General features: G+C 47.8%; 13 protein-coding genes. All 13 read right to left on the minus strand.

Annotation, left to right across the window (positions count from 1 at the left end):
- Positions 1-9: 9 nt before the first annotated feature.
- The 13 genes from IJG50_00080 to IJG50_00140 all read right to left on the minus strand — a co-directional run bounded on the left by IJG50_00080 (position 10) and on the right by IJG50_00140 (position 12136).
- Positions 10-1179: an amidohydrolase gene (locus IJG50_00080; protein MBQ3378244.1), complete on the minus strand. Its 1170-nt coding sequence runs from the start codon at positions 1177-1179 to the stop codon at positions 10-12.
- A 9-nt stretch (positions 1180-1188) separates the two neighbouring features.
- Positions 1189-2106: a thioredoxin-disulfide reductase gene (trxB, locus tag IJG50_00085; protein MBQ3378245.1), complete on the minus strand. Its 918-nt coding sequence runs from the start codon at positions 2104-2106 to the stop codon at positions 1189-1191.
- 86 nt (positions 2107-2192) lie between these two features.
- Positions 2193-2696 carry a S1 RNA-binding domain-containing protein gene (locus IJG50_00090; protein MBQ3378246.1) on the minus strand — a complete coding sequence of 168 codons (504 nt, stop codon included), beginning with the start codon at positions 2694-2696 and terminating at the stop codon, positions 2193-2195.
- Between the two features lie 49 nt (positions 2697-2745).
- On the minus strand, positions 2746-3042 hold the full coding sequence (locus IJG50_00095; GenBank protein MBQ3378247.1) for a septum formation initiator family protein: 297 nt from the start codon (positions 3040-3042) through the stop codon (positions 2746-2748).
- 51 nt (positions 3043-3093) lie between these two features.
- A complete protein-coding gene (locus IJG50_00100) occupies positions 3094-3576 on the minus strand; it encodes a spore cortex biosynthesis protein YabQ (protein MBQ3378248.1) in 483 nt (160 codons plus the stop codon).
- 4 nt (positions 3577-3580) lie between these two features.
- Positions 3581-3874, minus strand: coding sequence for a sporulation protein YabP (yabP, locus tag IJG50_00105; protein ID MBQ3378249.1), 294 nt, complete (start codon positions 3872-3874; stop codon positions 3581-3583).
- A gap of 59 nt (positions 3875-3933) precedes the next feature.
- On the minus strand, positions 3934-5169 hold the full coding sequence (locus tag IJG50_00110; protein ID MBQ3378250.1) for a CCA tRNA nucleotidyltransferase: 1236 nt from the start codon (positions 5167-5169) through the stop codon (positions 3934-3936).
- Positions 5170-5263: 94 nt separating this feature from the next.
- Positions 5264-6289: a zinc-binding dehydrogenase gene (locus IJG50_00115; protein ID MBQ3378251.1), complete on the minus strand. Its 1026-nt coding sequence runs from the start codon at positions 6287-6289 to the stop codon at positions 5264-5266.
- 87 nt (positions 6290-6376) lie between these two features.
- Entirely contained in the window at positions 6377-7678 is a 1302-nt protein-coding gene (locus IJG50_00120; protein MBQ3378252.1) for an MFS transporter, read from the minus strand.
- Between the two features lie 163 nt (positions 7679-7841).
- Entirely contained in the window at positions 7842-8885 is a 1044-nt protein-coding gene (locus tag IJG50_00125) for a zinc-binding dehydrogenase (protein ID MBQ3378253.1), read from the minus strand.
- Between the two features lie 441 nt (positions 8886-9326).
- Positions 9327-10370 (minus strand): zinc-binding dehydrogenase, encoded by a 1044-nt coding sequence (locus tag IJG50_00130; GenBank protein ID MBQ3378254.1) that lies wholly within the window; start codon positions 10368-10370, stop codon positions 9327-9329.
- Positions 10371-10491: 121 nt separating this feature from the next.
- Positions 10492-10968 (minus strand): tryptophan-rich sensory protein, encoded by a 477-nt coding sequence (locus tag IJG50_00135; GenBank protein ID MBQ3378255.1) that lies wholly within the window; start codon positions 10966-10968, stop codon positions 10492-10494.
- Positions 10969-11092: 124 nt separating this feature from the next.
- Positions 11093-12136 (minus strand): alcohol dehydrogenase catalytic domain-containing protein, encoded by a 1044-nt coding sequence (locus tag IJG50_00140; protein ID MBQ3378256.1) that lies wholly within the window; start codon positions 12134-12136, stop codon positions 11093-11095.
- Positions 12137-12139 lie beyond the last annotated feature (3 nt).

Consider the following 12139-nt stretch of genomic DNA (forward strand, 5'->3'; position numbering starts at 1 on the left):
TATACCCCCTTAGATCGGCATTCCCCATGAAAGCCTGCCGTCAGAAAATACATATCTTATCTTTGAACCAAAGTCCAAAGGCTCCCCTTCGATTATTACGATATCGGCGTCTTTGCCGCAAGAGAGCGACCCTACGCGGTCGTCTATATTAAGGATGCGCGCGGGCGTTATCGTTATGGCCCGAAGCGCTTCGTTGCGTGAAAGCCCTGCCTTAACATACATCATTGCGCACAGGCGCAGATAATCTATCGGCGTTTCGGGATGATCCGTTATAATCGAAAATGGAACTTTGTTTTTAAGCATGGCCTGCGCCGCCTCAAACGACAGATTTTTAAGCTCCGGCTTCGACCTTCCCGCCATGACAGGCCCAAGCATCACGCGCGCTTCAGCCTCTTTAAGCTCGTCTGCTATAAGAGCGGCGTCTGTCGCGTGTACTACTACTGCGTCCAGCGAGAATTCGCGCGCTATACGTATCGCCGTAAATATATCGTCGGCGCGGTGCGCGTGGAAATGCGCCTGTATCTCACGCTTTAAAAGCGGTATAAGGCTTTCGCATTTCATATCGAACTCCGGCTCGTCAAGCTCGCTGTCCTCTGCCGCCCGCTCTTTATCCTCAAGATATCTTTTCGCCTTGAATAGATTTTCGCGTATTATCGCCGCAGTAGCCATTCGCGTAGTTGGCGTCTGGCCTTTCGCATTGTACGCGCCCTTCGGATTCTCACCAAGCGCGAACTTTATTGCAATAGGACCGCGCAGTATCATTTTGTCGATGACGCGCCCATACGTCTTTATTGCCGCAAGCTGTCCGCCTATCGGATTTGCGCTGCCCGGTCCTGTTACTACTGTAGTAACACCGCCCGAAAGCGCCTCTAAAAAGCCGCGGTCAAGCGGGTTTATGGCGTCTATCGCCCTAAGCTGCGGCGTTGCGGGATCGGTGTCCTCGTTTCCGTCGTCGCCCTCAAAGCCGAGCGAATCCTCCCACATGCCGAGATGACAGTGCGAATCCACAAAACCGGGACATGCGCAAAGGCCGCTCATATCACGCGTATCGTCGTCGCCAAAATCAAGCTCGTCCATAGCGCCGACTGAGACGATTTTCCCGTCTTCTCCTATATGTATGAAGCCGTTTTCCACGGCTTTGCCTTCCATAGTATATATTTTTAAATTTGTAAGGAGCATATTGACCTCTTATATCGAAAGCTCTTCGTTTATATATCTGCCCGCCATATGCGCGGCAATAGCGCCGTCTGCTGCGGCAGTTACAACTTGACGTAATTCTTTCTTTCTTATATCTCCGGCCGCAAAAATGCCCGGGATATTTGTTTTTAGCGTCTCGTCTGTTATGATATAGCCCGCTTCATCAAGCGTTATGAGCCCCTTTACTATGCCCGTTTCGGGAACGGTGCCAACGGCGATGAATACACCGTCCATCGGAAGCTCTTTTTTCTCTTTTGTTTTTACGTTTTCGGCAGTTACTGCGTTTACGTTGAATTTTCCTGATATCTCCGTTAATACCGTATCGTACATTACGTTTATCTTATCGTTGGCTAAAACGAGCCGAGACAGGTGGCGCGCTCCTCTGAATTCATCGCGGCGGTGAACAAGCGTCACGCCGCTCGCAAAATTCGACAGATACAGCGCATCTTCAAGAGCAGTATTTCCTCCGCCGACAACTGTCACGTTCTTATTCTTAAAAAAGCTTCCGTCGCACGTTGCGCAGTAGGAAACACCGCTTCCCGTGAAGCGTTCTTCTCCGTTTATACCGAGCTTTCTTCTGTAAGCTCCCATAGCAAGCACTATTACCTTGGCTTCAAGCTTTTCTGCTTCTAAAAGCACTTCCTTTACGGCGCCTTTGTCGCTTATCTTTAACACATCGGCCTCCATAAATTCGCATCCGAGCGCTTCGGCGCTTTCCCTCATGGCTTCGGCAAGGTCAAATCCGCTTATCTGTTTTATGCCGGGATAATTTTCTATAGAATAAGTCGTTGTCATCTGCCCGCCGATAAAGCCGCGTTCAACGACAACGCAGGAAAGGCCGGCGCGCCTGGCATAAATGGCGCATGAAAGCCCTGCCGGTCCTCCGCCTATTATAATAATATCGTACATAATGATCCCCTCCATATCGTAGTATAGCCTTTACCGAAAAAAATATAAAACAGGGACGCAAACAAAGCCTTGCGTCCCTGCATATTTTAATATCTTCCCGACGTTCCGCGTCTTGACGCAGCTCCGCGTTTTGATTCCATATACTTCTTGAGGTCGTGCATCTTTTCGTCGCTGTCCTGCTTAAAGCGGCTCATTTTTTCCTCAAAAGTAAGATTTTCCGGATCCTTTCGGAGTGGTTCAAAGTCTATTTGAATAGGAGTATTATTCGCGGTACTCTGTCTGTGCTTTGATTTGCTGCGAGACTGGCCCTTTTCACCCGAAGCAGGTTTCTTTGCCGCCTGATTTGCGTCTTCCGACTGCGGGACCTGTTTCATAGACAAACTTATCTTTCCGTCTTCGCTTATGTTAATGATTTTTACCTTAACGATTTGGTTGTCGCTTACGTGGTCACGAATATCCTTGACAAAGGTATGCGTTATCTCCGATATATGTACCATACCGGCCTTACCGCCGCCCAAGGCAACAAACGCGCCGAACTTTGTAATGCCCGTGACACGGCCCTCCAAAACAGAGCCTACCTCCAGATTCATAAGTAAACAAATCCCCCTTAATTTGATAAATGTAAGCCTTTATTTAAAGTTAATTGCTGTCAACATTTACAAATACTCGCTCGTTCGGATAAGCCAGTCCAAGTTTTTCACGTGCCACACGTTCAACATATTCAGCGTCGATCGGCTGTTCAAGTGTGCGTTCAAGCTGCTCGTTAATTATCTTTTGTTCTTCCACCTGTGTACGCAGCGACTCTAAGTCCCGTGTCTTTTTTTCTATCATGGAGCCGAGCGTTGCCATCTGGTATATAATATATACTATAAAGACTGCCAATATAATTATAAGAATTATACGTCTGCGTCCCCTCGTTTTGGTAGCACCTTCCATGATATTTTTCCTCCGAAGCGGTACATATATTATCTTCCGCAGGATATGCTTTCATTTTTTGCATATACCCAAATTCATTCTAACAGACTTTAACTTGAATTTAAAGACTTTTTTCAACTTTATCAAAAAATTCCTTGACTTTTTCTCTCTTTTTTTAATTCTTTTGATAAAAAGGCGACATATTATCATAAAAGGGCGCAGTAAAACCTTTATGATTTTTTCCAAAATCATAAAAACTGCGCCCATTACTGCCGAAACGGGACGGCTTAAAGCGGCAAAATATAAAAATGCTCCCATTATCGCCCCTATCGCCAAGAAGGCTCTCAGCTCGCCCGAATTTGTATTATAAACAAACACAAAGATCGAAGCGCATGCAACAAGCCAGAATATAACGTCTTCTATCATTACCGCAAAATCAAGATGACGCAGCCGTTTTCTTATCACTCTGAAAAAATCATAAAAAAAAGCAATAGCCGCGCCCAGCAGTATCGACCACAAAAAAACAACGGTCTGATGAGCAACCGATATACCCATGACGCTACTTAAAGAGACGCGAAATAAATCCTCCGCCGTCGCGCTCGGCTGATGCGTCGGAATATTCAAAGCTGTCGATATCTCCCTCTATCATGACCTCTCCCGTTTCAATACTAAGCTTGTTTATCCTAATGCCCATGCCTCGTACCGTGAGAGCGCCCATCGCCGTTATAAGCGTCACCGTCGATTCGTCGAAATTATCGACGTCTTCAACGCCGGAAACGCTCAGCTTTCTGCGATTTTCCATGATAACGTTGTGCGCCGATTCCGGCCTTTTAAAATTTTTCCTTTCATCCATCGCGTGTCCCGCCTTTCATCATTTTGTAAAAATATATGACGCGGCGAGACTTGTTATGTTTATATTTGAAGTTTTTTTGCGTATGCCAAAAGAGCCTTTCGCTCATTTGGAATTTTTCCTTCTATGACTGCCGAAAGCAATTCGTCAAGTATTGCTCCCAAATGCGGCGAAGGCTTAAATCCCAGCTTTATCAGATCTTTTCCGTCTATTGAAAGCGCGCCCAACGTAAAGCACTCGCCCGAATCGATTATCGCATCCGTCTTCTTTTGCGCCTCTGTATACAGCGTTATGCTTTTTTCATCATTCGAAACCTTTGCCGCAGCCGTTCTTATACGGATGGCGTCCTTTACGGCGCGTTCTCCCGCGCGCGACAGCGCTTTTTTAAGCGTCACGTCCGACGTGTCGACAAGCGCCCAAAACGCCGCAATAATATTATCTGTACGCGTTCTGTCCTCACGGCTGCTTTTAAGTGAACAAAAAAGGCCGCGCGCGCGCGCCGCTGCGTCGTCGATCCCGCCGCAGACGTAAAGCGCGGCAAGGCGCGTATAAAAATCCGGCGGCAAATATGATATGACCGCGCAGGCAAACGAAAGGCTTCGCGCCCTGCTTATATCGGGCGCAAAAACGGCTATGACTTCGGCATATTCGCTTATGACATGCGAAGCGCCGCCGCCCGTTACAAGCTTTTTAAACTCGTCGTATATGCGCTCGCGTGCGACGCGCTCAAGAAGTCCGCGGCAGCGAAATACGGCCGCGCGCGTCTCTTTTTCCAGTGAAAAGCCGAGTACGCCACAAAATCTTATCGCGCGCATTATCCGAAGCGCATCCTCGTGAAAGCGCGCCTCTGCGTCTCCCACGGCGCGAAGGAGCCCGCGCTCAAGGTCGCTGCATCCGCCGAAGCAGTCGATTACTTCGCCGCTTTCGTCAAAGGCGAGCGCGTTTACGGTAAAATCACGGCGCGAAAGGTCCTCCTTTAGATCGTCGGAGAAATATACGCGGTCGGGGCGGCGCAGATCGGAATAAACATCCTCGCGCCGAAACGTCGTTATCTCTATCTTTTCGCCGCCTGCCATAACTGCCACCGTACCGAATTTTTGGCCCTCGTCAAAGCATGTTAAGTCGGCAAAAACTCGCTTTATATCGTCGGGACGCGCCGACGACGCAATATCCCAGTCGTGTACGGCGCGTCCGAGCAGCGTATCGCGCACGCATCCTCCGACAGGGTACGCCTTAAATCCGTTTTCGTTTAAACGGCGCAATACGAAGCGCACGCTTTGGGGAATATAGTGTCCCATAAAACGCCTCCGCTTATAAAGAAAACCGGCCGGAACAACGCCGGACGGTATATCTTTAAACTAAATCTCTTGTTATAACGCGTAAAACTAAGCGTTAAAACTTGTTTACAACTACCTTCTCATACTTATGGTCGTCGCTTTTAAGCTCTTCAAATACGCGCTGAAGGTCGCCCAAGCCAACTGACGCCGAATAATATCTCTTTAAGTTTAGCTTCCTCGGATTTTCAGTAACAAGGCGCACCACTTCATCGAAATCGGCCGGAGTATGCGCGTTGAACGGGCGGATACGGATAAGCTTAGTACCCAGCATAAAAAAGTTTATCGGCGCGCTCTTATTATACATGGCAAGGGTAGCGATAGTCGAATTGCGCCTGAGCGTTAGAATGCCGGTGTTCAAAAATCTTGCGTTGCCGGAGCATTCAAAATGAGCGTTTAGGCCGCGCGAATCCGAAAGGAGTATATCGATTATTTCGGGATCTTCGGGGTCAAGCACCTTCGTTACCTCTCCGTAATCCATTACATTCAAAGCGCGAGTTTTGTTCTTCTCAAACATGGCAATGTATTTCGCGCCGAAGAATTTGCACCACATGGCGACGAGAGCGCCCATGACGCCGCCTCCGCTTATGAGCACCTTCCAGCCGGGCCGAACGCCCATCTCGCGCACCATATGATACGCCGTAGCCGCAGGCGAAAGCATAAGCGCCTCAAAATCGGAAAACTTGTCCGGTATCTTTTTTACAAATTCGGGGCGAGCCTCGAAATACTCCGAAAAGGTGCCTTGTGCAAGCTTGCTCTTTCCGGGGGTGTTGCGGTTTTTATAGCAGAGGTTTTCCTGCCCGCTTTTGCAGAAATCGCACTCAAGACAGGCGGCAAGCGGCAAAACGGTCACCCTGTCGCCTTCTTTTAAATCATCGCGCGGGCCGGCGTCCGCTACCGTTCCCACGATCTCGTGGCCCGGCACAGTTTCGCCCGTTATATCGCCCAATCCCCAAAGCGTAGTATCATATCCCGTTACACCGGCCAGCTTTGTTTTTATTATAACCTGTTTGCCGTTCGGCTCGGGGTCGTGTACCTGAGTCACTTCGATTTTTTCCTTGCCCATTATCATAGCTGCGCGCATGAGAAGACCTCCAAACTAAAAATAAAGACGGTACATAGAGTACCGTCTTTATAATAACTTATATTACCGTGAAAATCAAGCCAAAGCTTAGATAGCTTCGCCAACTTCTCTCCAGTACTTAGCTCTTGCCTTCTTACCTGCAGCAAATACAATGATAACAAATACTATACCGATTACGTTGCAGACTGCGTTGAAGATGTAGGAGCCCATGTAGGAGCCAACAGCCTCAAGGAATACTGCGTTAAGAGAGTAAGTAAGACCGGTACCTGCGGACATACCCATGAATACGATAGGATAAAGCAGACCATAGTCTCTCATACCGAATATCTCACGGATGATAACCGGGCCCTGCATGGTGGTCAGCGATACGGTAGTACCGTAGAGAACTGCGCAGAGAGCGATTACGCCCAAGGAAGGATTGCTGTGCTGGATCATCATGATGATCATTGCAACAGTACCGATTATCGAGAAGATGATGAACGTGTTTCTCGGACCGATCTTCTTGGAGTCGTTCATTGCGCCGCCGATGATCTTAAATGCTGCAGCTGCAAGCATTGCTGCGGTAGCGAGGAACGATGCGGATACGAGGTCGAAGCCGTAGGTTACGCCTGCGTTTACCCAGTGCTGGTTGAAGCCGGTGCAGAAGCCGCTGAACATGATCGTTACGAGAGCGAGCCAGAGAGCAGCGGACTTGTAAGCGTATTTCTTCGGGATACCGGGGAACTCTTTTATCTCGACCTGATCCTTAATGTCCTTCATTTCCTCGGACTCTTCGATACCGTAGGGCTTTAAGCCCATATCAGCCGGCTTACTTCTTAAGAAGATAAGCGTTACGATAGGGAAGATAAGTGCGATGATACCTGCTACTCTGTAGCCGTATCTCCAGTCGTGGTTAACGATGATGGTTGCAAAAATCGGGTTGTAAAGCGCGCCGCCGATACCGGTCATCATGTAAGAGATACCCATAACGAGCGCTCTGTGCTTTATAAACCAGTTGTTGATAAGAACCGGAACAACGTTTAACGCTGCGAATGCGCCCATAGCGCCGCAAAGAGCAGCGGTTAAATAGAAGTGCCAGATCTGAGTGGAAGATGCGTAAAGGAACATGCAGGCAGCAATTACAAAGCCGCCGATCGTGGTAACCTTTCTCGGACCCCACTTAGCGAATGCCTTACCACCGAGCCAATAGAATGCAACGGTGATCCAAGATGCGATCGTCATTATAAGCGAAACCTGCGAGGTCTGGAAGCCGAGGTCTATAGCAATCGGGCCCATAAACAGACCGTACGTATTACTGATAAGACCAACGCCGCAAAGACCGGCTAAGCAGCAAATAATGAAGATTACCCAACAATACCTGTTCTTTTTTACCGGTTGTTGTTCTGCCATAGTAAAAAAACCTCCTATAAAATAAATTTAATAAATAAACCTGTTCCCTTTTCCCCGAACCTAAATGCAATCTGTGTTTTTTAGAGCGAGAGCAAATTAGGCAAAAATAGGGGAACAATTGTTTATACAAAGTATGATAACACCAAGTTCACAATTTGTCAAACTATTTGTCAAACTTTATCATTATTTTTATGTCTGTGCCGTTCGGGTTCTCAAGATCTTCAAACGCCTGCTGAACCTCTTCGAGCTTTATATCTCTCGAATACTGCTTCAGAACGTTGAATTCCTTGTTAGCGATTATCTGCATAACTTCCTTGAACTCGGGTGCGGTATAGCCGAGGATGCCTATAACCGTAAGTCTGTAAAGCATCGTGTGGAAAATTGAGAACGGCTTCGGCTGAAGCTGTACGCCGATGAGGGCAACCTTGCCGCGCATCTTCATAGCTGCAAGACCGGTGTTCGTACCGTTTATGTTGCCGGAGCACTCGATGAAGTAATCGAAGCCCTTGCCGCCCGTTGCAACGCGGAGCTTTTCAACTATCTTTTCATCCTTGCCGTCAAACAGCTCGTCTATGTAGCCGTCGGCCTTTACCTTATTACCGCGGAACTCGTTTACCTCGGTCATTGCAACATATTTTGCACCGAAATACTTTGCCCACTGTGCGGCGCAGGAACCTATGATGCCGCCGCCGGAAACGAGGACGGTCGCGCCTCTCGAAATACCGAGCTGCTTGCATGCCGAATACGGCGTGGAAGCGGGCTCTATCATAGCAGCCTCTTCGTCGCTCATTGTGTCTGGAAGCTTAACTACCAGATGCGGAGCCGCAGCCATAAGGTCTGCATACGAGCCTCTTGCAGCTTCCTGCGGATAGTTGCCGGGAGCGGGAATTTTAGCGGTACAGTTGTCGAAATCGCCTCTGAGACATGCTTCGCAGCGGCCGCAGTAGGTCGTCAGCGGGATAGTGGTTATTCTGTCGCCTACCTTCAGGTCGGTCCTGCAGCCGGGATCGGCAACAACGCCTGCGTGCTCGTGTCCGGGAACGGTGCTGTTATACATGGCACCCGAGCCAACCTGCCAGAAATGCACGTCGGATCCGCAGATACCTACAGCCGTAGGCTTCATAAGTACCTTGTAACCGTCCGCCTTGGGAGCGTCGATCTGAACTATTTCTATTTTCTTGTCCGCGGTAATCATTGCAGCTTTCATAATACATACACCTCTCTTGATTATTTTTCGATATGCTTTCTCGTATTATTGAAAATCAGCAAAAATGCATATTTTCAATGATACTATTTTATCATTATTGCATAAAAAACCCAATCGGAAAATTTGCCTATTTTTTTGTTTACACTTTGTTTACATTTTATTAGGATTTTATTATTGAATGATAAAAAATCACCTTTTTTGACTATGTTTATAATACATTTCCTCATTTTTTACATTATACAGGCAAGTTTTTTCTTCAAATTAGCTTGCTTAATATAAAAAACACTTCTTAATACTTAAAAAATCAGTGATTTTATAATTCTTTTTTCTTATCTGATTTATTTTTACAGCACAGATCCTGCATCATAAGCTTTCTTAATAACAAACGCGGTGCAGACTAAAACTGCCTGCACCGCAAGTATTTATACTGTTATGCTATTATCAGCCGCGCGGGAACTGTACCATGATCTTTACTTTGTCGCTGTCGGGCTTCTTTAATTCTTCATATGCAGCCTGGATGTCCTCTAACTTCCAGTCGCAGCTGTAGTGACGCATTACGTCTATCTTCTTGTCTGCGATGAGCTGTATAACTTCGTCGAACTCATCGAACGAATAGCAAAGGTGGAACTTGAGCGTAGGACGCTTGTAAAGCGCGGGAATAAGATTGAGCTGCGCCGGCTTGTCGGACGAACCGATCATAGTGATTGTCGCGCCGATCTTGCAGGCAAGAACAGCCGTATTTATCGGGACGGACTGACCGGTGCACTCGAAAGCAAAGTCAAAGCCCTTGCCGCCCGTCGCCTTTAAAAGCTTCTGTACAAGCTCGGGATCAGCGCCGTCGAACAGCTCGTCTATGTTGCCGTCCTTTAAGTTCTTTTCTCCTCTGAACTTATTTACCTCTACCATTGCAACGTAGCCTGCGCCGAAATATTTTGCCCACTGTGCAGCAAACGAACCGATTATGCCGCCGCCGAATACCAAAACCTTCTCGCCTGTCAGTATTCTTTGACGCTTAACAGCCGAATAGAGCGTTGCGCACGGCTCAACCATTGCTGCCTCTTCGTTAGACATGCTGTCGGGGATCTTTCTTACAAGCGAGGGAGCCGTTGCGAAATACTCGGCCATGGAGCCAGCGGGACCGTTCGGGAAGTTGCCTACGCCCGTTTCTCTGTTTTCGCAGCGGTCAAACTTATGTTCAAGGCAGGGGCCGCACTTTCCGCACGGAGCGGGAAGCGGTATGGACGTAACTCTGTCGCCCGGCTTTAAGTCGGTGCGTGCTCCGGGGTCAACGACTACGAGCGAATGCTCGTGTCCCACACGGGTGAATTTATGAGCGGGAAGGTCTCCAAGATCCCAGAAATGAAGGTCGGATCCACAGATACCTACGGTCTCAACTCTCGTTATTACGTGATAGCCGTCAGACTCGGGCATCGGGAAATCCTGTACTTCGATCTTTTTTGCGCCTGTGATTATTGCACCTTTCATGTTATGTATTCCTCCTATGATTATTTGGTTTGCTTAATAAGTATTGTTATCATATCATATCTTTACAAAAAAGAAAATAGTTTTTTGAATTTTTTTGTTTAAATTTATCCATAGCAACCTTCTAATTCATAACTGCAACAAAAAAATTCAAAACTGCGGCGAATATTATCCACAAAAGATAAGGAATAAAAAGATAAAAAGAGACTTTATCAGCATCGCACATCTTGAAAAATGATGCGCCCGCCGTACCGATAAGCAAAAGGAGCCAAAAAAACGCCGCCCAGAAATTGTTTAAAAGAAAAAATATCGGCGTCCACAAAAGGTTTATAACAAGCTGCACAGTAAAATAATTAAGCGCATCCGCAACTTTTTCCGAGTCATTCTTTTCGGGCAGGTAAAAACGCAAACGATAAAGAACTACGCCCAAAACACCGTATAGTATCGGCCACACGACCCCAAACACACCGGCGTGAGGCGCAAATGCGGGAAGCCTAAGGCTTTCGTATACTTCGGCCGCTCCCATCGCCGCCAGTCCCGATATGAATCCCAGCGCCTGAACAGCAGCAAGCGAAAGGATAAGTCTGCCGACTTGTTTCATATGGATATCCTCCGAATTTCTTTTTTATAAGTATATCGCGGATATCACAATATTATTCCGATCATAAAAGAACGCATAAAAGAACGCGGCTCGCTTGAGCCGCGTTCTATAAGCATTATAATTATCAGTCGCGCGGGAACTGTATCATTATCTTTACCTTATTGCAATCGGGCGACTGAAGTTCTCTGTAGCAGTCCTCTACATCCTCAAGTTTGCAGTCTGCGGAGTAGTATCTTGAAACGTCAAACTTCTTCGAAGCGATAAGATCCATTACCTCGCCGAACTCAGCGTCGGTGTAGCAAAGATATGCCTGAAGGCGTGCGCGCTTAAAGAGAGCAACAACGTTGTTGAACTGTATCGGCTGTGCTGCTACGCCGATTATAGCGATGCGCGCATACATCTTGCTTGCGAGCATTGCCGTGTTGAGCGGTCCTGCCTGACCGGTACATTCGAGCACGAAGTCGAAGCCCTTGCCGCCGGAAGCCTTTATGAGCTTTTGTAAAAGCTCGGGGTCCTTGCCGTCGAACAGCTCGTCTATGTTGCCTACCTCGAGGTTTCGGTTGCCTCTGAACTTGTTTACCTCTACCATTGCAACATAATCTGCGCCGAAGTATTTAGCCCACTGTGCGGCAAACGATCCGATAATGCCGCCGCCGAATACGAGTACCTTGTGGCCGCGCTTTATGCCCATATCCTTAACTGCGGAATAGGGGGTCGCACAGGGCTCTACCATCGACGCTTCTTCATTAGTCATGCCGTCCGGTATCTTTCTTACGAGATTGGGAGCAGTGATAAAATATTCAGCATACGTTCCCGCAGGGCCGTCGGCAAAGTTTCCTACGCCCTTTATTCTGTTCGTGCATTCGTCATAGCGATGCTCCATGCACGCCGTGCATTTTCCGCAGGGAGCGCTTACAGGAAGCGAAGTGATCCTGTCGCCCACTTTAAGGTCGGTACGCGATCCGGGGTCAACTACTATGCCGGCATGCTCATGACCGGGGCGTATGCCCTGATAGCCCGGCAGATTGCCCATCTCCCACATATGTATGTCGGAGCCGCAGATGCCGCAGGTCTGCACCTTCATAATTACGTTTCTACCGTCCGGCTCGGGATTCGGGAAATCCTTGATCTCAAGCTTCTTATAATCGGTAATTATTGCGCCTTTCATTTT

This window comes from Clostridia bacterium (assembly GCA_017405765.1).
Taxonomy (GTDB): Bacteria; Bacillota; Clostridia; order Oscillospirales; family RGIG577; genus RGIG577.